17 protein-coding genes are annotated in these 22,593 nt (G+C 46.5%); 10 read left to right on the top strand and 7 right to left on the bottom strand.

The features are described from left to right. The first annotated feature begins 175 nt into the window (after positions 1-175). Together D0A34_12920 and D0A34_12915 are read left to right on the top strand one after the other, a co-directional pair. Entirely contained in the window at positions 176-1,126 is a 951-nt protein-coding gene (locus tag D0A34_12920) for a nucleotidyltransferase domain-containing protein (GenBank protein UNU19651.1), read from the top strand. Positions 1,127-1,171: 45 nt separating this feature from the next. After that, on the top strand, positions 1,172-1,933 hold the full coding sequence (locus D0A34_12915) for a nucleotidyltransferase (protein ID UNU19650.1): 762 nt from the start codon (positions 1,172-1,174) through the stop codon (positions 1,931-1,933). 184 nt (positions 1,934-2,117) lie between these two features. On the opposite strand, the gene D0A34_12910 is transcribed toward D0A34_12915, so the two are convergent. Continuing rightward, the gene (locus D0A34_12910) at positions 2,118-2,903 is read right to left on the bottom strand and encodes a hypothetical protein (protein UNU19649.1); all 786 of its coding nucleotides are present in this window, start codon (positions 2,901-2,903) and stop codon (positions 2,118-2,120) included. Positions 2,904-3,426: 523 nt separating this feature from the next. Further along, positions 3,427-5,181 carry a precorrin-3B C(17)-methyltransferase gene (cobJ, locus tag D0A34_12905; protein ID UNU19648.1) on the bottom strand — a complete coding sequence of 585 codons (1,755 nt, stop codon included), beginning with the start codon at positions 5,179-5,181 and terminating at the stop codon, positions 3,427-3,429. 209 nt (positions 5,182-5,390) lie between these two features. Between cobJ and D0A34_12900 the strand changes: the two genes are divergently transcribed. After that, on the top strand, positions 5,391-9,329 hold the full coding sequence (locus tag D0A34_12900; protein UNU19647.1) for a DUF3479 domain-containing protein: 3,939 nt from the start codon (positions 5,391-5,393) through the stop codon (positions 9,327-9,329). A gap of 152 nt (positions 9,330-9,481) precedes the next feature. Here the strand turns inward: D0A34_12900 and D0A34_12895 are convergent, their stop codons facing one another. Next, positions 9,482-10,138 carry a hypothetical protein gene (locus D0A34_12895; GenBank protein ID UNU19646.1) on the bottom strand — a complete coding sequence of 219 codons (657 nt, stop codon included), beginning with the start codon at positions 10,136-10,138 and terminating at the stop codon, positions 9,482-9,484. A gap of 326 nt (positions 10,139-10,464) precedes the next feature. Here D0A34_12895 and D0A34_12890 point away from each other — a divergent pair, with 326 nt between their 5' ends. The 3 genes from D0A34_12890 (at position 10,465) to D0A34_12880 (ending at position 14,679) form a co-directional block, all read left to right on the top strand. After that, positions 10,465-12,150 carry a potassium channel protein gene (locus D0A34_12890; GenBank protein UNU19645.1) on the top strand — a complete coding sequence of 562 codons (1,686 nt, stop codon included), beginning with the start codon at positions 10,465-10,467 and terminating at the stop codon, positions 12,148-12,150. 192 nt (positions 12,151-12,342) lie between these two features. Continuing rightward, entirely contained in the window at positions 12,343-14,202 is a 1,860-nt protein-coding gene (locus D0A34_12885; GenBank protein UNU19644.1) for an N-acetylmuramoyl-L-alanine amidase, read from the top strand. Positions 14,203-14,283: 81 nt separating this feature from the next. Further along, on the top strand, positions 14,284-14,679 hold the full coding sequence (locus tag D0A34_12880) for an SH3 domain-containing protein (protein ID UNU19643.1): 396 nt from the start codon (positions 14,284-14,286) through the stop codon (positions 14,677-14,679). A 116-nt stretch (positions 14,680-14,795) separates the two neighbouring features. On the opposite strand, the gene D0A34_12875 is transcribed toward D0A34_12880, so the two are convergent. Next, complete coding sequence (locus tag D0A34_12875; protein UNU19642.1) at positions 14,796-15,356, bottom strand: Uma2 family endonuclease; 561 nt, start codon at positions 15,354-15,356, stop codon at positions 14,796-14,798. 78 nt (positions 15,357-15,434) lie between these two features. Continuing rightward, positions 15,435-16,412: a hypothetical protein gene (locus tag D0A34_12870; GenBank protein UNU19641.1), complete on the bottom strand. Its 978-nt coding sequence runs from the start codon at positions 16,410-16,412 to the stop codon at positions 15,435-15,437. A gap of 63 nt (positions 16,413-16,475) precedes the next feature. Between D0A34_12870 and D0A34_12865 the strand changes: the two genes are divergently transcribed. After that, entirely contained in the window at positions 16,476-17,672 is a 1,197-nt protein-coding gene (locus D0A34_12865; GenBank protein UNU19640.1) for a CapA family protein, read from the top strand. A 201-nt stretch (positions 17,673-17,873) separates the two neighbouring features. Here D0A34_12865 and D0A34_12860 read toward each other — a convergent pair whose 3' ends face one another. Further along, complete coding sequence (locus tag D0A34_12860) at positions 17,874-18,623, bottom strand: cobalt-precorrin-6A reductase (GenBank protein ID UNU19639.1); 750 nt, start codon at positions 18,621-18,623, stop codon at positions 17,874-17,876. A gap of 179 nt (positions 18,624-18,802) precedes the next feature. Here D0A34_12860 and D0A34_12855 point away from each other — a divergent pair, with 179 nt between their 5' ends. Then, a complete protein-coding gene (locus D0A34_12855; GenBank protein ID UNU19638.1) occupies positions 18,803-19,621 on the top strand; it encodes a tetratricopeptide repeat protein in 819 nt (272 codons plus the stop codon). A 191-nt stretch (positions 19,622-19,812) separates the two neighbouring features. Here the strand turns inward: D0A34_12855 and D0A34_12850 are convergent, their stop codons facing one another. Then, positions 19,813-20,601, bottom strand: coding sequence for a TIGR01548 family HAD-type hydrolase (locus D0A34_12850; protein UNU19637.1), 789 nt, complete (start codon positions 20,599-20,601; stop codon positions 19,813-19,815). Between the two features lie 189 nt (positions 20,602-20,790). On the opposite strand from D0A34_12850, the gene D0A34_12845 reads away from it, so the two are divergent. Beyond that, positions 20,791-21,090, top strand: a complete 300-nt coding sequence (locus D0A34_12845) for a 30S ribosomal protein Ycf65 (GenBank protein UNU19636.1) — start codon at positions 20,791-20,793, stop codon at positions 21,088-21,090. A gap of 387 nt (positions 21,091-21,477) precedes the next feature. Beyond that, positions 21,478-22,551, top strand: coding sequence for a class I SAM-dependent methyltransferase (locus D0A34_12840; protein UNU19635.1), 1,074 nt, complete (start codon positions 21,478-21,480; stop codon positions 22,549-22,551). Positions 22,552-22,593 lie beyond the last annotated feature (42 nt).

Here is a 22,593-nt window from a genome sequence, read left to right as displayed (position 1 = left end):
GTGAGTCTCCACAATCTCCAACACCTCCCCCTCAAAGCGCTGGCGGTATTCCTCTTTGATCGTGAATTAGACACTGTTCAACAAGGCCAAATCCGCGATCGCCCAAAACTTGCCTTCTATACTACACATATGCTACACTAACATTGTAGCTCGTGCCCCCGCAGGAGGTTTCCTCATGGCAAATGCCAATATTCCTCAAAATTTCAACTTAATCCTACCCACAGGAACCCAAATTGTCACCAGAATTGAGGTTAAAAACCCCGCCCGTGACCAATCTTGGAAACCGGGATTAGTAGGTGTCATCCTTCAATCGCCTACAGACAATTCTCACGCATATTTAGTCAAACTCCCAGACGGAACAGAAGTTAGTCTGCGGCGGCACGAACTCAGCATCCGCAAGCAGTTTCAGAGCGAAGGATTGCAGTCAGGAGGAGATTTTCTTGCAGAATACAACCTCTATGATTCTGTAATTTACCGCTGCATTCTTGGTTCGAGAGCTTATGGTCTTGATAACGAGCAATCCGATACAGACAGACGCGGGATTTACCTGCCGCCGGCAATACTTCATTGGTCGCTTTACGGCATTCCAGAACAATTGGAAAACAAGGAAAATCAGGAATGCTATTGGGAACTGCAAAAGTTTCTAGTTTTGGCACTAAAAGCTAATCCAAATGTGCTAGAATGTTTGTACACGCCTTTAGTAGAAACGGTTTCTCCTGTCGCACAAGAATTGCTGGAAATTAGGGAAATATTTCTTTCTCAATTGGTTTACCAAACTTACAATAGCTACGTTTTGTCTCAATTTAAAAAAATGGAGCAAGACCTCCGCAATACCGGGGAAATTCGTTGGAAGCACGCGATGCACTTAATTCGCTTGCTGCTGTCAGGAATTACGGTGCTCAAGGAGGGGTTTGTGCCTGTTCGGGTGCAGGATTATCGATCGCAACTTTTATCGATCCGCAACCAAGAAATATCCTGGGAAGAGGTGAATCAGTGGCGGTTGAGTTTACACGGTGAGTTCGATCGCGCTTTTGCTGCCACTAAATTGCCAGAACGTCCTAATTACGAGAAAGCGAATCTGTTTTTGATTAAATCTCGCAGAGGTGCGATCGAAATCGGATCTTGAAATCGCTTCTTGTGAAACAAAGCCCGCCTGCATGGACTGGAATAAATGACAGAATACATCTCGAATCTCGCCCAAATTATCTCCGTTCAACCTTATCCGCTGTTGTTTGCGACTGTCAGCGGTTCGCACTTATACGGCTTTCCTTCCGCAGATTCTGACTTCGACTTGCGGGGAGTACACATTTTGCCGCTACCCAAAGTAATTGGGCTGATTGCTGGAGAAGAAACGATCGAAGTTTCTGAAGTTCGGGAGGGAATGCAACTCGATTTAGTAACTCACGACATCAAGAAATTTTTTGAGTTGCTGTTGAAGCGCAACGGCTACGTCTTGGAACAACTGTATTCGCCGCTGATAGTTTACAGTACAAAGGAACACGAGGAATTAAAGGCTATTGCCTCTCACTGCATTACCAAGCACCACAGCCACCACTATCTCGGTTTTGCTCAAACTCAATGGAAATTGTTTGAGAAAGAACGCCCGCGTCGGGTTAAGCCGCTGCTGTATGTTTACCGGGTGTTGCTGGCTGGGATTCACTTGATGCAAACGGGGGAAGTTGAGGCGAATTTGGTAAAACTTAACGAGAAGTTCCAGTTGTCGTATATTCCTGATTTGATCGATCGCAAGCTGGCTGGGGAGGAAAAATCTGTGCTGGAAGATACAGATATTGAATTTTATCAGCAAGAGCGCGATCGGCTAATTAATATATTAGAAGATGCAAGTTTTACAAGTCATTTGCCGTCAAATCCTCATGCAAAGGTTGCTCTTAGTGATTTTCTGGTAAAGGTGAGGATGTCATCTGTGAACTAAGCTGTTCCACCTCTAATTAGTCTTTTCGTGCAGCAAGCAGCCTATATATTAGTCGTTGTGTCCGCTGGCGATCGCAGGATCTCCAGTCCAGGACACATCATTACCAAAAAAACCGGGTTTTTTATCCTGCTCAAAAGCCATAATGCAGTATTTTCGTCGTCCATTAAACCGGGTTTTAAGTGATTCACTTTAATAGATTTGTGTTGGCTGGTCCGCTAAGGGAAGGTAAGCCAATATTTTGATATTCGGTAGCTTGTGTGTTGTTTCCTGGTATGTAAATATTCCAACTTACGCCGCCTAAATATGTCTTGATATATGAAATCAATCCGTGGATAAATACAACGATTCCCACCATCTCTAATGACTCTTCCAGGGTCGCTACTATCAGGTAATATACATTCTCCATTCCTATTGTAGTAAATAGGTAGGCTCCAATCATTTCCATCCCGATTGCTCCTCCAACATAAAGAGCGCCTGCTGCTACAAACAATTTTCTTGTGGCAACAGGAAGGTGGAACACAAACTTACTATAGGATAATAGAAAGAGTGCTACCAGAAAAGCGAACGGCACAATCCAAGTAAAGTAAAAAACTCCTGAGGCATTTAGCAAGCTTCGCATCGGATTTATAAACTTTTCGTGCAATTGACCAGCTTCGTCTAATGATAAATATAGAAATATGAATGATAAAATTTTCCAGTGATTTTTGTAGCGATCGCTATCCACATTTTTTGCATAGGCGATCACACCCAGCAAGAGAGAACTAAACAGCAATGCCAAAAATGAGTAGAGGGTGGGAAGGTTCCGCTCGGCATCAACGTTAAATATCCTTGCAATGTACTCTCTCAACGGGTATTCCGGCAAGTAGTACAGACTCATCTGACTTAAGAAAGAGAGTACAGCTAGACAGGCTACCACTCGAAGCAAAAATTGGGTTACAGCCCCAGGAGCTAAAGGAATTTGGAATTTCATGTTCTTTTAACTGTTCTATTAAGCTTTGTTTAAGGAAATCTTATCAAAAGACAAAAAAAATTCGGTCTACCCAAAGACACAGAAGACTCATCCAGGTGAAAACCCTCTTTTTGTAACCGTAGGATTATCGTAGGATTAAGGAATTTAACAGACCTCGATCGCCCTTAATTCTATTCTGGCTATATAATTTTTTTTTGTTTCCTGAGATGTAAATTATATAAATCCAAAAAAGAAGCTGAAATCCTGACTTGGGTTGAGTCGGTATCTAAATTCCCTCGATATCTGCCAGAGAAACTCGGCTTCAGGAAGCCGAGATCCCTCAGTACCGAGGATTTCTGTAATCAAAGGCGATCGCTGATGAATCGAGAGTGAAAACCATGAGATGAAATAACAGGTCGATCGCGATCGAGTGATTCGCCACCATTTCTTAACCTAGACCCCCCCAGCGAGATCAAAACATCTCTTTGGCAAAGTCATTTAGCTTTCAATCAATTGCTTATTTCCTAAGTTTTTGCGGCTTTACTTATTTGTCGTACCTGCGTGGCGTGTAAACCCAAACATCTCCATATTTGCGGGGAATAATCCGAGTTTGACTCGAACCGACAATCACTAAAGTTCTCATGTCTGCATCTTCTGGCTGGAATTCGCCGAGGGTGCAAACGCGCACAGATTGACCGGGCCGGCCGAGGTTTCGCCCCAATATGACGGGGGTATTAGCATCGCGACTTTGCAACAAAATCTCGATCGCCCTTGAGAGTTGCCAAATCCGCTGTTTCGAGATCGGATTGTAAAATGCGAGCGCGAAATCTGCGATCGCAGCGGCCGCAATCCGCTGTTCAATGACCTCCCAAGGCTTGAGAATATCCGAAAGCGAAATCACGCAAAAATCGTGTCCGAGGGGTGCTCCGATCGCAGCAGCGGCCGCCTGCATGGCTGAAATGCCCGGTGCCACCCGAATATCGATGCCTTGCCATTCGGGTTTGGCATCAAAGTCGATCGCCTCAAACACCGCCGCCGCCATCGCAAAAATACCCGGATCTCCCGACGAAACCACAGCTACAGATTGACCCGATGCTGCTAAATCTAGGGCAAAACGGGCGCGATCGATCTCTTCGCGGTTGTCGGAATCGTGCCGCTTTTGTCCTTCCCGGAGGGTTCCGGCTAAGTCGAGATAGAACTTGTAACCCACCCAATCCGTGGCTTCGCGCAGAATTTCCTTAACTTCCGGGGACATCCAGGCCGCGCCTCCAGGGCCCGTACCGACGATCGCGAGTTGGCCGCGGCTAATTCCGATCGCGCTAGCATTTATGGGCTCGGCGGCCAGGGCGAGCGCGCAATTCAGGGATAAAGTGCGATCGCATTCGATTAACTGACTGTTTGCACCTGCTGCTGTCAGGGCAATTTGTGCAGCCTTATTTTCGATGAATCCAATTGAGTCTAATTCGACAAGTTCGGAGAGATTGAAAAAGCGGACGGGGACTTTAAAATATTGTGAAACTGCTTCAAGTGCCGGATTTCCCATCTCATGTTTTAATGCAAAAAATCCAGCAACAGAAGCTGCTGCTAAATTTGTTTTTGCCAGTAATTCCTGCACGCAATACAGGGCTATTTCTGGCTGAATATTCGATAGATTCGCGAGTGCAACTGCTGCAATTTGCGGATGGTAAACCAAACAATCTGGCGTCGGCGCAATTGCTTTTTCGGTGACGCGGATAGTTAATTGGGCGTCGGGGGCGATCGGCAAATTGCTCTCGGAAAGCCAGCTTGCAGCACCTTCTAGGCGTACTTTGGCCCCGGCGAGCAAATTTGAAATAAAAGTCTTCGCATCTTCTGGATTCGCCAAAGAATAGCCTTGGGGAGGACTCAACAGCGCAGTGCGAAAGCGGATATCTCCGGTTGTGGTAATTGCAGGCTGTACGCCGAGGGCTGCTGCAATCTCTCTGGCCAAATCATTAACGCCGTGCAAACCGCCCAGCAGCGGTACGACGGCGCTTCCGTCTTCTGCGACGGCTAAAACTGGCGGTTCGGCGCGTTTGTCTGACAGCAGCGGGGCGAGGGTGCGGATGATTATTCCGGCGGCGCAGATAGCGATAATTGGGGTTTCTGTGGCAAATAATTCCCGCAATGTTTCGCCGAAGTTGCTAAAGTTGATGTCTGCGTCGTTCGTGCGATCGATTAAACCGTAAATCTGGGAACCGGGGAAATGTGCGGAGATTTTTTTGGCGATCGGCAGGCTGTTTTGACCTAATATAACTATTGCGGGAGGAATTCGATTCACTGTTTTAATTATGCTTGTGTTTGGATTGGTCTGATTATTTTAATATTTTCTTAGATTTGACGAACCGCGAAGGCGCGAAGGGCGCGAAGAAAGAGAAGGAAGAAGTTTATCTTTTGTGTTGTTCTGTCTGGAAGTGGCACAGGCATCTTGCCTGTGCTTTTCTGCAATTAGTCTATCATTAAAAGAAGCAAATATTTCGAGGTAGGGCTGTGAAACGCATTGTCTTAATTGCAGGGTTTGAATCTTTTAATGCTGATTTGTACCGCAAAGCTGCCGAGTTGGCTGTTTCTGGGTGTCAGGGATTGGAAGTGCGCGTTTTTAGCGATCGCGCCCTCGTAGACGAACCCAACGCTGTAGCAGCCGCCCTCTCGAATGCTGATGTGTTTTTCGGGAGTTTGCTGTTTGATTACGATGCGGTAATGTGGCTGCGGGAAAGGGTGCAGAATATTCCGATTCGCCTGGTTTTTGAGTCGGCTTTGGAATTGATGAGTCTTACTCAAATCGGCGCTTTTAAAATTGGCGACAAACCGAAGGGAATGCCGAAACCGGTTAAGTTTATTCTGGATAAGTTTAGCAATGGGCGAGAAGAAGATAAGCTGGCTGGTTATATCAGCTTTTTGAAGGTTGGGCCGAAATTATTAAAATATGTGCCGGTGCAAAAAGTGCAGGATTTGCGAAACTGGCTGATTATTTATGGTTACTGGAATGCGGGCGGGGCGGATAATGTTGTGTCGATGTTTTGGATTATTGCCGAAAAGTATTTGGGGCTGAAGGTTGCAGAAATTCCGCCGCCTGTGGAAACTCCCAATATGGGTTTATTGCATCCCCATTATAATGGTTATTTTGAATCGCCTCGGCAATATTTGGATTGGTATCTGAGTCATCAAAGTGCTAGGGGCGGGCAAGATGCCCGTTCCACAAAAGAGGCTAGACATCTTGATAGAAAGGGTTATAACGGGCAAGATGCCCGTTCCACAAAATTTGAGACAAATTTGTCTCAAATTTCTGACCAGGTTTGTAACGGGCAAGATGCCCGTTCCACAAAGTTTGGAACCAATGGGTTTCCAAATTCAGATCAAGTAAAATCCCCTGTTGTGGGAATTTTGCTTTACCGCAAACACGTTATCACCAAGCAGCCTTATATTCCTCAATTAATTCGCTATTTTGAAGATGCGGGAATTGTGCCTTTGCCGATTTTTATCAATGGCGTTGAAGGCCATGTGGCGGTGCGGGATTGGATGACGACTGCTGATGAAACTGCGCGGCGAAAACAAGGCAATATTGAAACTCTCTCGCTTTCTAAAGATGCTGTGGAAGTTGATGCGATTGTTTCTACTATTGGCTTTCCTTTGGTTGGCGGGCCTGCTGGTTCGATGGAGGGTGGAAGGCAGGTGGAAGTTGCTAAGCGGATTTTAACTGCTAAAAATGTACCTTATTTTGTGTCCGCACCTCTGCTGATTCAGGATATCCATTCTTGGACTCGTCAGGGGATTGGAGGTTTGCAAAGTGTGGTATTGTATGCTTTGCCGGAGTTGGATGGCGCGATCGATCCTGTTCCCCTAGGCGGTTTGGTGGGTGAGGATATTTATCTGGTGCCCGATCGCGCCAAACGCCTGACAAGTAGAATTAATAATTGGGTGAAATTGCGCCAGACTCCGCCATCTGAAAGGAAAATTGCGATTATTCTCTACGGGTTTCCTCCCGGTTACGGTGCGGCTGGTACGGCTGCTTTATTAAATGTACCGAAATCGCTGCTAAATTTCCTGCACAAACTTCAAGCAGCAGGTTATACAGTTGGAAAAATTCCGGCTGACGGTGAGGAGTTAATTCGCAGGGTGAAAGAGGCGGATGAACCTACTTGTGACGGGCAAGATGCCCGTACCACAAAAGAGACTGTTAATGTCAAAACTTTAGAAAAATGGCTGGGCTATCTGTTAACAAGTCGTATCGAAAAACAGTGGGAATCTCTGACTGGTACTGGCATTAAGACAGACGGCGACGAGTTCCTAATCGGTGGCATTCAACTGGGGAATGTTTGGATAGGTTTGCAGCCGCCGCTGGGAATTTCGGGCGATCCGATGCGCTTAATGTTCGATCGCGATTTGACACCTCACCCTCAATACGCTGCTTTTTACAAGTGGCTGCAAAATGATTTGCAAGCTGATGCTGTGGTTCACTTCGGAATGCACGGCACGGTGGAATGGTTGCCAGGTTCTCCTCTGGGAAATACTGGCTATTCTTGGTCGGATATTTTGTTGGGAAGTTTGCCGAATCTTTATATCTATGCCGCCAACAATCCCTCGGAATCGATGTTAGCAAAACGGCGCGGTTACGGTGTTTTGATTTCTCACAACGTGCCGCCCTACGGCCGCGCGGGCTTGTACAAGGAATTGATGGCTTTGCGGGATTTGATTGCCGAATATCGGGAAGATACGGCAAAGAATTATGTGCTGAAAGAGGCTATTTGCAAGACAATTTTAGATAGCGGTTTGGAGGCTGATTGTCCGTTTGATGAGGCTCGCAAGTTGGGGATTGCTTTTAGTTTTGAGAATGTGGGAATGTTCAGTCCTGATGTTTTTCACCGCTATTTGGTGAAGCTTTACGAGTATTTGCAGGTGGTGGAATGTCGCTTGTTTTCTTCTGGTTTGCACGTTCTCGGGGAACCGCCTAATTCTGAGGAAATGACCTCTTATCTTGAGGCTTATTTTGGGGATAGGTTGTCGGAGGAACAGGTGAAAGCAATTGTTTCGCAAGCAAGCACAGGCAAGATGCCTGTGCCACAAACAAGCACAGGCAAGATGCCTGTGCCACAAGAGGGGTTTGATGGGGCTTTTGAGGAGGGTTTGTTAGTGCGGAATTTGTTGTTGCAAACGACGGATGAGTTGACTAATCTTATGCGGGGTTTGAATGGGGAATATATTCTGCCTGCACCGGGCGGGGATTTGTTGCGGGATGGGGCTGGGGTGTTGCCAACTGGTCGGAATATTCACGCTTTAGACCCTTATCGGATGCCTTCTCCGGCGGCTTATGAAAGGGGGCGCGAAATTGCTCGGAAAATTATTGAGAAGCACGTTGAGGAACAGGGGAATTATCCTGAGACGGTGGCGGTGATGTTGTGGGGTTTGGATGCGATTAAAACGCGGGGCGAATCTATTGGAATTCTGCTAGAATTGGTGGGTGCTGAACCTCTTAAAGAAGGTACTGGCCGCATTGTTCGCTATGAATTAAAACCGTTAGCTGATGTCGGTCATCCCCGGATTGATGTGTTGGGAAATCTTTCTGGGATTTTCCGTGATAGCTTTGTGAATATTATTGAGTTGTTGGACGATTTGTTTGGGCGCGCGGCGGATGCTGATGAACCGGAATCGGAGAATTTTATTCGCAAACACGCTTTAATTTTGCAGGGACAAGGTGTGCAGAATTATTCGGCAAGGTTGTTTTCTAATCCGGCTGGGGATTTTGGTTCTTTGGTTAACGATAGGGTTGTTGATGGTAGTTGGGAATCGGGGGATGAGTTGGGGAAAACTTGGGAAAGTCGCAATGTTTTTAGTTACGGGAGGAAGGATAAGGGGGAAGCGAGGCCGGAGGTTTTGACTCAGTTGTTGCAAGGGTGCGATCGCATAATTCAAGAAATTGATTCTGTTGAATACGGTTTGACTGATATTCAAGAGTATTATGCGAATACTGGCGGTTTGAAGAAAGCCGCAGAAAAGCAGCGCGGCAAAAAGGTTAACACGAGTTTTGTAGAAAGTTTTTCTCAGGATACAACGCCGCGCAATTTAGAAGATTTGCTGCGCTTGGAATATCGAACTAAGTTGCTAAATCCTAAGTGGGCTAACGCGATGGTCAATCAAGGTTCGGGCGGCGCTTATGAAATTTCGCAGCGCATGACGGCGTTAATTGGTTGGGGCGGAACGGCTGATTTTACTGATGGTTGGGTTTACGATCAGGCGGCTGATACTTATGCTTTAGATCGGGAAATGGCGCAGAAGTTGCGGGAGGCAAATCCTGAAGCTTTTCGCAATATAGTCGGCAGAATGTTGGAGGCTAACGGCCGGGGTTTTTGGCTGCCGGATGCGGATAAGTTGCAGCAGTTGCGCGAGTTGTATGAGTTAACTGATGAGAAAATTGAAGGGGTGACAGTGTAGTTTTTTTAGTTAACTGGTTCCTAGGCTCTGCCTGGGAACCGATATCCAGAGGCTCTGCCTCGCCAGCTTCCATGAAAATTGGAGGCAGAGCCTCCGGATCGGTGTTACCAGGCTCTGCCTGGTAACGAGTAGATAACGAGTAGAAGTGGAGATTAAATACCCCGATCGCCCTGCGGTTTTGCTACAGGAACTGACGGTTTATTGTTTGGAGAATTAAAAGCTCGATCGACCATATCTCCAAAGGGAACAAACTGCGGTACAGACGATGGAGCTCCGGTTCTGAACGTTGTAACTGGCCCGCTGCCGTCTTGGGCAAAATTAATCAATCTCGTTAAAGCATCACCGGGATTTTTAGCATTTCGCTTGTCTAGGGTGAACAGCAGATTTTGAGAGTTGCAGCGCCCCCGTCCGTTCACGTAACAAACTACGGGCAAGTTATTAACAATTCCTGTTGTTAACTGCAAGTTGCTCAATCTTCCGCCATTCTGGGCAACAGCTTTGGTTAATCTATTGGAAACAATTTGACAGCGCTGCCAAGGTGTATATTCGCGGCCGAACTCGGTAGATTTCCACAGAATCATTGGATCTGTCGTGACATTTCCCCGGCGCGCAATTGTGACAAAATTTCGGCCGGAAGTAACGCACTGAAATGTTGTTCTAGTGCTATTCCCAGAGTTGCTGGTAGCTGCTTGCACTTGGCTTGCAAAGGCGACAGTACCGGCGAACACTAAAGCGGATGCTAATAAGGGTGCAGTCAATTTCATAATAACTCCTGCCGCTAAGGCAGCTAAATTTATGTAGGAAGTCATAGTTGTAGGGACAGGGCAGTGTCATGTCCCTACCTATTCAATTTCTGCTGGTTGGGTGTCGCACCCGGATATTTTTCAAATCTTAAATTAGGTTAGTTGCACCTCATATCTGTAGGTACAGGGCACTGCTGTGTCCTTGTTTCAAAACTTGGGAACGTGGCTTTAGAGACATGGCACTGTCCTTTCCTTGTTGCAAAACTTCGAGGCCACTGCGGCACAAGCATCCTAGATAGTGTTTTTAGCTACATTCTTCAAAGCCAGAGCAGTCAACAATGGTAAGTAAAACTACAAGGACAGCTCCGAAATTGGCTGGCCAATAAATTTTTATGAAACCTCGAATCATTGTTTGCGGGTTGGGCCACACGGGACACAAGATTTTTTGTTTGTTGAGACAGCAAGGAGCGATTGTGGTTGGTATTAGCGATCGCCCAATTCGCGGCGAAACTTCTGATGTGGTTGTCGGCAATTTGCAAGCAGCTTCTACCTTGTTGGCGGCTGGCATTCAAAACGCTCACACTTTAGTAATTGCAGGAGACGATGATGCTGTGAATTTGGCAATTTTGATGCAGGCGAGGATTCTCAATCCTCAGATTCGCATCATCAACAGATTGTTCAATACTAGCTTGGGCGACAGGATTGACCACACTTTGCCCGATCACACTTCCATGAGCGTTTCATCATTGGCTGCTCCCGTTTTTGCCTTTGCGGCTCTCGGAAGTCAGGCGATCGGACAGTTGCGTTTGTTCGATCGCACTTGGCCGATTCACGAAGAATATATCGATGAAACACATCCTTGGAAAAACCGAAAACTGAGCGATTTGTGGGACGATCGATCGCGAATGTTGATTTATTATCTGCCGGCTGCTAACAAAACTGATTTAGTATCGGCGGTGCTTGCCGATCGGCAGTGTCAGCAGGGCGATCGGCTAATTGTTGCCACTCAGCCGACTATCCACAGCCCCCAAAAAACTTTAACTCAAAAACTGCTCAAAACATTAACTAGGCTGCACAGATTTCAGCAGCACAGCCAAGCAGCAGTAATTGTTGTACTGACGCTGCTGTCAATGATTGCCGTTGCTACTGCTACCTATATTTGTGTTGACGATAATATCTCAATTGTCGATTCTCTCTATTTTTCAGTAGGGATGATTACCGGAGCCGGAGGCCATGAAAAAGTGGCGGAACAAGCTCCTGAAAGCATTAAACTATTTACAGTTGTGATGATGTTAGTTGGAGCCGGCATCATCGGCATCTGCTACGCACTGCTCAACGATTATGTATTGGGAACTCGCTTTACCGAATATTGGGATGTGGCGCGAGTTCCGCAGCGCAATCATTACATTATTTGCGGACTCGGAGGAATTGGCATCCAAATTGCTAAAGAACTGCACACTAACGGTTACGATATTGTGGCGATCGAGCAAGATCCGAACTGCCGGTTTCTGAGCACGGCTCGCTCAATGAAAATTCCGGTCATTCAGGGAAGTGCTAGTTTGCCCGCAACTCTGGAAGCTGCTAATGTTAAGCAAGCGGCAGCACTTTTGGCGGTAACTAGCAGCGATATGTCTAATGTCGAAATTGCCTTGAGCGCTAAAGGATTGGCACCAAAACTATCAGTTATTGTCCGCAATCAAGACCCACATTTTGCTTTGATGGTGCAGCAAGTTTTTGAGTTTGAAGGAGTTTTGAACCCGACGGAATTGGCAGCTCCTGCTTTTGCGGCGGCGGCGATTGGAGGCAGAATTTTGGGCAACGGAATGACTGCTGACAGTCTATGGGTTTGCTTGGCCACATTGATTACGCCAAAACATCCTTTCTGCGGCCACCGCATTCAAGATGCTGCTAAGTCTGCGGATTTTGTGCCTCTTTATGTGGAAACTAAGTGTCAAACTCTCCACGGCTGGGCTTTGCTGAATTGTTGTTTGAGTACGGGGGATGTTTTGTATTTGACGATGCCGGCGAATCGGTTGGAGCAACTGTGGAGAACCACCTCGGAATTAATTAAAACTTAATGGTTTGACGCGGGAATTTATGTTGCCGATCGCTCAATTGCAACTACAAACCTGATAAAATGGGGCCTGTATAGTAAATAGGACTTACGGCTAATTCTCAGAAACCCGGTTTATTCCCGGATTTCTCCCGGGTTTCTTAGCGCAAGTCCTAGTATAAATAACCAACAGAGTCTCAATTAGTTGCAGTTTAGAATGAGAAAATTTTTAGCATTATGTGTGTTTGGGCTGATAATGGCGATCGCCTCTGTAGCTGTGGCGGCTCAACCTTTGTTCGTCTCTTATCCTCCAGCCAACCACAAAACTACAGCCGATCGCATCTTTTTAATCGGCACAGCGCCCGCACCGGGACAAGTGTTAGTAAATGGCAACCAAATTTCGCGCACCGCATCCGGGCATTTCGCCCCAACTTTTCCGCTGCAACTCGGCGAAAATCTCTTTACCTTGCGTTACGAAAATCAGGAAGTCAAAATTAAGGTGACGCGCGAGTCGAATCAGCCGGAAGTCCCTGTAGGATTGGCTTTTGCTAAAGATTCCCTGACGCCGAAAGTCGATGTGGCGAGTTTGCCGGGGGAATATATTTGCTTTGGGGCGATCGCACCTGCGAATGCTCAAGTTTCAGTAAAATTGGCGGGCGTTACTATTCCTTTAAAAGCGCGATCGCAAGTCGAATTACCCGACAACAAATCTGTACTGTTAGGTGAAAACTCCCCGATCAAAAAAGGCGGCAGCGAACAGTATCAAGGCTGCGCTCATACCCCCCCCAACCCCCCCTTGGCAAGGGGGGGCAATGAATCTAATGCTTCCTTGGTCAGGGGGGAAAATGACTCTAACTCCTCGCTACCAAAAACGGAAAAAGTGGATTTAGGAGTGCCTGTATTTGAGCTAACAATGAATAATCAAACTATCAGCCAGCAGGGTACTGGCAAGATTTCTATTCTTTCTCCGGCTGACTTAGAAATAGCCGAAGTAACAGCAGATCCGGGTGTTGCCCGAACCGGGGCGAGTACAGATTTTTCTCGGATGACACCGCTGCCCAAGGGAACGCGAGCAACAGTTATCGGGCGCGAGGGAGAATGGCTCAGACTCGATTACGGTGCTTGGATTAAAGCATCAGAAGTGCAAATTGTCAAGGATGCAGTGCCTCCGCGATCGATTATTCGCAGCGCCAGTTCGCGTCAAGTTTCCGGCTGGACAGAGGTCTTATTTCCCTTAGAAATACCCGTCCCAGTCACTGTGCAAGAAGGAGAACGCACTTTCACTTTAACCCTGTACAATACTACTGCTCAAACTGACATTATTCGCATCCAGGATGACCCCGTAATTTCGCGTTTGGAATGGCAACAAATATCGCCGCTGCAAGTACAATACACTTTTAATCTCAAATCCGCCCAACAGTGGGGTTACAAGTTGAGATACGAGGGCACAACTTTAGTGTTGTCTTTAAAACACCCGCCGGCCAATACAAGCGCGGTGCCCAATTCGCAAGCAAAGCCGCTGTCGGGAATTAAGATTCTGATCGATCCGGGACACGGCGGGTCGGAGGATGGAGGTGCTGTGAGTCCAGTGGGGATTAGAGAAAAAACAGTAGCTTTAACTGTGTCGAAATTGGTGCGAGAAGAATTGGTGAATCGGGGCGCGAATGTGCTAATGACGCGGGTGGAAGATGTCGATTTGGATTTGCCGCCAAGGGTGGAAATGATTCAAAAAGAAGAACCTGCCATCGCAATTTCAATTCACTACAATGCTTTGCCGGATAACGGCGACGCGATTAAGACTAAAGGTGTCGGCGCTTTCTGGTTTCACCCACAAGCGCACAGTTTGGCAATGTTTTTGCACAATTATTTAGTTGCCAAGTTGAACCGTCCGAGCTATGGTGTATTTTGGAACAACTTAGCAATGACTCGTCCTGCCGTTGCTCCATCTGTTTTAATGGAATTGGGATTTCTGATCAATCCCGAAGAGTTTGAATGGATTGTGAATCCAACAGAACAGAAGAAGTTAGCCGAGGCGATCGCCCAAGGTGTTACCGAATGGTTTGCCTCTGTCAAATAACAGTTAGTAGTAAGGACTGAAGTCTTTCTCCCAAAAATCATAGTCAGGACTTCAGTTCGGTCAATCCAAGGAAATGAAATAATGCTAATTTTTACTCAATCAAAAGCCTTTTTTATTGCAGCCGTCGTTGCAAGTTTTAGCTTCTCACTTTACAGCTTTCCTGTTTTCGGCAAGCAGCAAAGCCTTGCTCCCGCAAAAGCAGAAGCTTTAAAAAAGCAAACTCAATGCTCGTTTATTACGGGTAATGGCGGCGCTGTTAACATTCGCAAAGGTCCAGGCAATAAGTACGCGGTTGTAGCTAAACTCAAAAGGGGAGACGGAGTTAGGGCTGTCAGCAGACAAGGTAAGTGGGTGAAAATTGCGGCCAGATTTTCGGGTAATCCTCCTAATGAAACTTTGACAATCCTTGACGGTTGGGTGAACAATCAATTTATTAATGGCTGTTCCGAAGACCAATTTGACAGGTGGCGGCAATAGGGGATTTGGTTTGTAGTAAGGATTTCAGTCCTTAGTTGAGATGAAAGCTAAAGTTTTCACTACAAACCACACCGGAAGATTTTTTAAAGTGGTACAAAAAAGACGATCGCCCTGATTCATTGTTGCATTCTCAACCAGCTAAACACCTGTTCGGCGGTGATATTCAGGGGAATCATTTCGGGCACAGGAAGGACATCGCTACCTTCGCAGAATTGCGGTTGTTGGTTGGGCAAAAACGCTAAAATCGATCGATCGTCTGGATCGATTAGCCACCCCAACTGACAATTATGTTGCAGACAGTGAATAATTTTTCTAGTTACGCGATTTGAGCTTTGCTGTGGCGACAGGATTTCGATCGTCCAATACGGCGCAATTCGCACATCATCCACTGGTTCGCCGCTATCATCAAATTGAATCTGTTCCCACAATAGTACCGCAATATCTGGAACAATCGATCGACCGCCAAACGTACACCGCAACTCGGGAAAAGCGTAAGCTATCTTGGGTTCCTCTACCACTTCATTAATGATACGCAGGAATTGCCCCTGGAGACGAGAATGTTTAGTTTTCGGCATAGGTTTTTGGATAATCTCCCCCTCAATGTATTCGCTGGCAGGTTTAGTTTCTGGCAGTTTCAAAAATTCTTCCAGGGTGAAGCGCCTAGTTGCGACTGTCATAAATAAATTCCTCAATTATACCTATCTTCAGTGTAATCCAAAAATTATTTATCTTGCATAAAAATGGTGTTAGATAGCCTAATTTTCCGGAACAATCTGCTGTTTAAATTCAAACAAATTAGGATTTTTAGGGTCATAAAAAGCCCGCAACCAATGCACGTTTGGAGAACCAAAAGTTTCAACTCTAGTAAAATTTTTCATTCTCGGTAGTTGAGTCTCATCGGTAAAATAGGGTAAAGGTTTATCGATGCGGAAATAGTGAGTATCGCCGTGGACGAATACAACCTGCCCTGGGAAATTGCCTGTTTCTGTTTCCAGAGTTGCGATAAAATCGTTGTAGCCGCTTCTTCTTTTGTCCGTCGGCTCGAGTTCAAATCCCGGATTTGCCTGTGCAACTAACACAATTCCTTTGCTGTTGCTGCGTTTGGCTAAAGCAAAACATTCTTTGATCCAGGCTAAGTTAGCTGAATTGCGATCGGCATATTCTGCATCTGCTTCGGGAGTGCGACCAAAATTGTTGTTGCTTCCCGGCATATTTATCGCCAAAAACACAACTCCATGATAAGTCCAGCGAACATTTTCGCGGAATTTAGCAAACTGCGGGTTTTCGCTTTGACGGGTGAGAGTTAAGGTGCGCTTTCCCAAACTTTGATTACCTTGGTTGAAAATTTCCCGCAGTTTAGCGAGTCTTTCTACTGGATCGTAACTGCCGTTATTTGAACGGTGACAATCCGTCCATTCATTGTCACCATAAGCGAGAATAAATGGCATCTCAAAATTATCAAATAACTGCTTGCGACTGACAAAAGTTGCATCATCGCAGACACTAGAACCGTTTTTAATGTCGCCGTCGTGGACGACAAACGCTGCGGGCGATCGATTGATATCTGCAATCAAACTCGGAAATTTTGCTTCCTGTTCGGCACTGTAGGGCAAATCGCCAATTAAGGCAAATTCAAAAGGTCTATCGCCCGAAGTTTGAGCGTAAGTTAAAATCCCAAAACCCGTAATTGATACAAAAACCATCAAGGCAAGAATTAGATAGTTTTTTTTCATTTGTTTAGCCGTAAGTAAATTAGTTATGATACCATATAAGCCGACAAATCACTCCCAAAAATCATGAATTTTCGTCGGTTGCTCTCGATAATTGCTATGCTTTCGATCGCAGGCTGCAATATCCAAACGCCACAAACCAACACACAGCCTACAGAAAGTCGATCGCCAATAGCAACCCCTGTTCCCGCCAAACCAAAGTCTGAGATCAAAGAAGCAACACTAATTGCTGTCGGCGACATCATGATGCACAGTACCCAAACGCGCTCGGGCTACGACGCAAAAAAGAAAACATACAATTTTGACAATTTCTTCGGACCAGTTAAAAGTATCCTGTCAAAAGGCGATTGGGTCATCGGAAATCTCGAAACACCTTTAGCGGGCGAAGATGCGGGCGGATATACGGGATATCCGCTATTTAACGCACCGGCTCAATTAGCGGATGCGACTAAAAAAGCCGGATTTAATATCTTGACAACCGCCAACAATCATGCTTTAGACCGTGGAGAAAAAGGAGTAATTAGGACGATCGCCAATCTGAGCGATCGCAAAATTGCGTTCACAGGAACAGCCACATCAGCCGCCGAGGCTTCACGCACTTTAATCAGCACCAAAAACAACATTTCACTAGCCCTGCTAGCCTACACCTACGGCACAAACGGCATTCCCATACCCAAAGGCAAAGACTACTTAGTTTCGCTAATAGACGAAAAAAAGATAGTCAAAGACATTGCCAAAGCCCGAAAGCAAGGAGCAGATATTATCGCAATTTCCCTGCATTTTGGCGACGAATATCAGCGACAGCCAAACCCCCAACAAAAACAATTAGTTGAAAACCTATTAAAAGCTGGTGCAGACATCATTCTCGGCAGCCATCCCCACGTCGTCCAACCTTACAAAATTTTTAAGTTTCCCGGAAAAAATGGCAAAACTCGCAAAGCTGTAGCAATTTATTCAATGGGAAACTTCATTTCCGGTCAGAATAAAAAATATACAGACTTAGGCGTAATTTTGCAAGTAAATATTCGCAAAAGATTTCCCGAAAAAACTACAGAAATTACCAGCATCAAAACCATTCCGACTTGGGTACACCGCTATACTCAGAACAATAAAACGAACTATCGCGTTTTGCCCTTAGAAACAACTGTCAGCCAGAAAAAAGATGCACTACTAGCAACTTCACAGTATCCTGTTTTATCAAAATATTTGCAGGATATGAACAATCATCTTAACTCTTTGAATAGTCAGAAAAAATCTAAGTAATTGGGTATTCGAGGCACAGCCGATCAATTTGTATTCCCAGGCAGAGGCTGGAAGGAAGTTTATGTTTTGTGAAACAGGCATCTTGCCTGTTAGTAACCTTTGGGGGCGGGCAAGATGCCCACCCCACAAAAAAATTTATGTCTTGTGAAACAGGCATCTTGCCTGTTACTAAAATTGAGGCAAGATGTAAGTAAGATTAAATTAATTCAATTGCTCCCTCAGCCAAGCGATCGCCCCTTCAACATCAGCAACCTGCTCAACATCGGGAATCTGCGGTCGCTGCACCATCACAACTGGAATTCCCAGTTCCCTAGCCGCAGCAATTTTCGCATAAGTAGCACCGCCTCCGCTGTTTTTGCTAACAATTGTATCAATCTGATATTCTAACAGCAGTTGCCGATCGTCTTCCAATGTAAAAGGCCCCCTTGCTAATAACAATTTACCGTTAGGAACAGGAGAATTGAGTGCAGGAGGATCGATCGCCCGCATCAAAAACCAAATAGCATCCAAACCCGCAAACTCCGCCAATTCCTGCCTACCAATGGTGAGAAACACCCGCTGAGACTGCCCTAATAAAGCTTTTGCAGCCTGCGAGTGGCTGGCAACTTCAATCCAGCGATCGCCCTCCACCCTCTCCCAAGCTGGACGCACCAGCATCAAATAGGGCACATTGCATTCAGCAGCAGCAATAGCAGCATTGGCAGAAATCTGAGCCGCAAACGGATGAGTAGCATCAATTAACAAGTCGATCGGGCGATCGAGCAAAAACGCTGCCAGTCCAGCCGCCCCACCAAACCCCCCAATTCGCACCGTACCCGTTTTTGGGGTAAAAGGCTGTTGAGTGCGTCCTGCTAGCGAAGATACGACCTCAATTTCAGCAATTTGAGACGCTCTTACCGCCAGTTCCGCAGCATCCCCCGTTCCGCCCAAAATTAGCAACCGTTTTTTCACCAAATTCTCCCTAACTTATTGAGATTTTAGATTTTAGATTTTAGATTTGTAAATGACTGATGAAATAAGGGTTCGGAGGTTGCCTACAGTCACATCCTTTTTTGAAACTGGTACTATCCAAGCAACGCCCGCAATTTCGGTTAATAATATGTTTAGTAAAGTTTAAACTGCCAACAACGATGATTCGCTCACTTTTGACATTTTTTACAGTATTAATTGTAACCGGGTTAGTTTGGTTGGGAAATATCGCGCCCGCTACCGCACAAGTACAACCAACAGATATCGCCACTCCCGAACAGGAACTGGGAGAACTCGTTCAAAAAGCTTTTGAAGCTACAAATGAAGGCAAATTTCCCGCCGCTGAAACTTTTTGGACTCAAATTATTGACAAATTTCCTTCACAAGCCGCCGCTTGGAGCAACCGAGGCAATTCAAGAGTCAGCCAAAACAAGCTACAAGCAGCAATTTCCGACTACGAAAGAGCGATCGAACTAGCTCCCGACGCCCCCGATCCATACCTAAACCGCGGCACAGCCTTAGAAGGTTTAGGACGCTGGGAAGAAGCGATCGCCGACTACAATCACGTGCTAGAATTAGACCCCAAAGATCCAGCAGCCTACAACAACCGAGGCAACGCCGAAGCAGGTTTAGGAAAATGGGAACAAGCAATTGCCGACTACAGCAAAGCCTTTGAATTAGCCCCCGAATACGCCTTTGCCCGCGCCAACCACGCCCTCGCACTTTATCAAAACGGGCAAACTAAAGAAGCAATTCGCAACATGAAAAACATCGTCCGCAGATACCCCCAATTTGCCGACATGAGAGCCGCCCTCAGCGCCTGTCTTTGGGAAGCAGGAAAGCGCGGCGAAGCTGAGAGCAATTGGGTAGCAGCAGTCGGCCTCGATTCCCGCTACAAAGACATCGATTGGGTTGCCCATACCCGGCGCTGGCCGCCAGTTGCAGTCAGTGCATTAGACAAATTCTTGCAGTTGCAATAATCTCAAAGGGAAAGTTGGCGGTTGTCATTGGTTATTGGTTATTGGTTATTGGTTATTTCGATAACTATAGCAATCCTTGTAGGGGTCGTAAATTTTTACCCCACCCCAACCCTCCCCTTAGCAAGGGGAGGGAGTAAGAAATTCACAAATGTTTAGGATTGGTATAACAACTGACAACTGACAACTAACAACTAACAATTGACTAATTCTCGAATCCGCGCAGCCGTCAACTCTTCGACATTCCTGAAAACCGCTGCTGCACCAGCAGTTTTCAGCGCTGCAGCATAAGCATCGCAGCGCACCGAATCATCCAAAACATGAGGTGGCAAAATTCCAGTCCCCAGCCAAACCCGATTTGGTTGCACTTCCCGCGCATTCACAACCGTGTAAATATCGGCAACAGTATCTCCCGCGTAAATCACGGGCAAATTTTTTTCTAAACCGTGCAGGTTTTCCAACTGTTCAATTGCCGCGAAAAGTCCAGCCGGATCGGGTTTTCCCGGTGCATCTTCCATCGCCACCAACACGGGGGAATTTAAACTCAGTTTCCCTGACAAAACATAAGCAGCTTCATCCCGCATCGCCCCGCTAAAAAAGCCCCAAACAATGCCCTCAACTGTTAAATTTTCCAGGTAAGCCGGACTTAAAAGCAGGGGTTCGGTACAAATGTAACCAGTCCAATTTTCCTCGTCAGGCCCGCGATAGCGACTTTGGAAAAAAGCCACTAATTCGTCATAGTTGAGAGCGAGTTGGTTTCTCGATCGCCCAATCCCCTCAAAATAACGGCAAACTAACTCGAAAGACGCCTGCCAGTCATTATTCCACACTCCCTCAGACTTCAGAGAGTCGATATCGAGAGAATTCGGGCGAAAAGCACCCGCCGTGAAATGCTCCACCGCATCGGCGATCGCCCGCCGATAGGAACCGGACACGTCCCGCACCACACCGTCAATGTCGAAGACTAAAATAACTCTGTTCACAACTTAACCATCCTTGTACCTAGGGCGGGTGAGAACCCAAATTTTATCTGTTCCCAGCCCCTGAGTGGCGCTAAAACCAGCCGCGCCACAAAACTTTTCATGGCCGATGATTAATTATCGAACAGAGTGTGCTACGCTTAGCGATTGTAGAAATTTTTAACAAGTTCGATCGGAACCCTGGAGGTTTGCTTGTCCAAGTTCATCTTAAAAGTTCTCTGGCTAGAAGAGAATGTTGCCCTCGCCGTTGACCAAGTTGTCGGCAAAGGAACTAGCCCGCTGACATCCTACTTTTTCTGGCCTCGCAAAGATGCGTGGGAAGACCTCAAAAACGAACTCGAAGCCAAACACTGGATTGCTGATAACGATCGCGTCGAAATCCTCAACCAAGCGACAGAAGTCATCAACTACTGGCAAGAAGAAGGCAGACGGCGCCCGATGACTGAAGCTCAGTCAAGATTCCCCCAAGTGACTTTTACCGGCAGCAACTAAGCCCAGCTTTAATTTGCTACCCATATACATTGCCTGTTATGGCTGACGAGGGGAAGGAGAGAGGGGAGAAGGCGAGAGGATTTGACGCTTTTTCCACCTCGCCGTGAAACATACAATTTAAATGCGCTACAGCTTATATTGATACTAACTCCGATTTTGGGATCTACTCGGGTTTTGGGCTTGGTCGATTTGAGATTTGAGATTTGAGATTTATCCAAAATAAAGCTCTCAAATCTAATTTTATAGAGTCTAAAAAGACTAAGCAACCAAACCAAATAAATCTAAAATCGGCTTTTTTATACTCTTGAATTGTACAGTCAGCTCTCAACAGCCTTCCCTCTGACTAATGACTAATGACTAATAACTAATGACTTCTTCGCGGAATCTATGGGCGCCGAAAGTACAATCAACCAGACCGAACAGCTACCGCTGGTAGTAAATCCCGACATTCTCCAGCAAGCTATCCTCTACAAAATTAATACTCGCATAAACGCTCGCGGAGAATTAATTTTCCCCTGCGTACCGGGAATGCTAAGCCACTATCTCAAGTCGATAGAAAAGCTATTTAGCACTCTCGACAGACCCCTGCCCGAAGACCGCAGAGACGAACTCAGCAAGCTTTTAGCCACCAAGTTAGAACAAGGCTACCGCACCTCCACAGCATCGATGTTGATCCTGCAATACGAGTCAGTGCAGCCGCCGCAAACCGGTTTAGCCTGCAAAGTGATTGTTACTACCTCAACAGTTGGAGAACAGTACAAAAGCTGGGTAGACACCAGAGAACCTCCGCTTTTCGGTTCTCATCCAGACGCAAAATTGATGGCAACGGCTGCTAAATTGGGTACGCCCGATCGAGTGCGGATTTTGGACGTGGGGGCTGGTACAGGCCGCAATACCTTGCCGCTGGCGAGATTGGGCTATTCTGTGGATGCGATCGAACTAACTCCAGCTTTTGCAGAACAATTGAAAGCTGCAGTAACAGCCGAAAATCTTCCCGTGACAGTGACTGAAGGCGATGTGCTCGACCCCTTAATGCGGATGAAACCGGCCCGCTACCAGTTGGCAGTTGCCGCCGAAGTCATCTCACATTTTCGAGACAGCGATCAAGTACGGCTTTTCCTCGCTAAAATGTGCGATTCCCTGTCTCCGGGAGGCCTGTTGCTGTTCAGCACGTTTTTAACCGTCGGCGACTACCAGCCTGATGCCCTCGTGCGACAAGTTGCCCAACTCTCCTGGTCTACTTTATTTACGCCCCAAGAACTCGCCACCGCAATGGAAGGGTTGCCCTTAGTCCAAATATCCGACGAATTGGTGTTTGAGTACGAACGCCACCACCTGCCAGAAGGAGCCTGGCCGCCGACGCCCTGGTTTCCCAGTTGGGCCACCGGTCGAGATGTCTTCCCGATGGCAAACGGACGCCCGCCAATGGAATTGCGCTGGATTTTGTGTCGCCGAAGTTAAAAAAATCTATCATTTCTAGACGGACACAGCAATCACAACCCT

This window comes from Microcoleus vaginatus PCC 9802, from assembly GCA_022701275.1.
GTDB lineage: Bacteria > Cyanobacteriota > Cyanobacteriia > Cyanobacteriales > Microcoleaceae > Microcoleus > Microcoleus vaginatus_A.
Note: the sequence above shows the minus strand (reverse complement) of the source record. Positions and strands in the feature narration are given on the sequence as shown.

Bases quoted from the DNA above. Each gene is read 5' to 3' on its own strand.
- D0A34_12920 (UNU19651.1), top strand. From the start codon at position 176: ATGGCAAATGCCAATATTCCTCAAAATTTCAACTTAATCCTACCCACA.
- D0A34_12915 (UNU19650.1), top strand. From the start codon at position 1,172: ATGACAGAATACATCTCGAATCTCGCCCAAATTATCTCCGTTCAACCT.
- D0A34_12910 (UNU19649.1), bottom strand. From the start codon at position 2,903: ATGAAATTCCAAATTCCTTTAGCTCCTGGGGCTGTAACCCAATTTTTG.
- D0A34_12895 (UNU19646.1), bottom strand. From the start codon at position 10,138: ATGACTTCCTACATAAATTTAGCTGCCTTAGCGGCAGGAGTTATTATG.
- D0A34_12890 (UNU19645.1), top strand. From the start codon at position 10,465: ATGAAACCTCGAATCATTGTTTGCGGGTTGGGCCACACGGGACACAAG.
- D0A34_12885 (UNU19644.1), top strand. From the start codon at position 12,343: ATGAGAAAATTTTTAGCATTATGTGTGTTTGGGCTGATAATGGCGATC.
- D0A34_12880 (UNU19643.1), top strand. From the start codon at position 14,284: ATGCTAATTTTTACTCAATCAAAAGCCTTTTTTATTGCAGCCGTCGTT.
- D0A34_12875 (UNU19642.1), bottom strand. From the start codon at position 15,356: ATGACAGTCGCAACTAGGCGCTTCACCCTGGAAGAATTTTTGAAACTG.
- D0A34_12870 (UNU19641.1), bottom strand. From the start codon at position 16,412: ATGAAAAAAAACTATCTAATTCTTGCCTTGATGGTTTTTGTATCAATT.
- D0A34_12865 (UNU19640.1), top strand. From the start codon at position 16,476: ATGAATTTTCGTCGGTTGCTCTCGATAATTGCTATGCTTTCGATCGCA.
- D0A34_12855 (UNU19638.1), top strand. From the start codon at position 18,803: ATGATTCGCTCACTTTTGACATTTTTTACAGTATTAATTGTAACCGGG.
- D0A34_12840 (UNU19635.1), top strand. From the start codon at position 21,478: ATGGGCGCCGAAAGTACAATCAACCAGACCGAACAGCTACCGCTGGTA.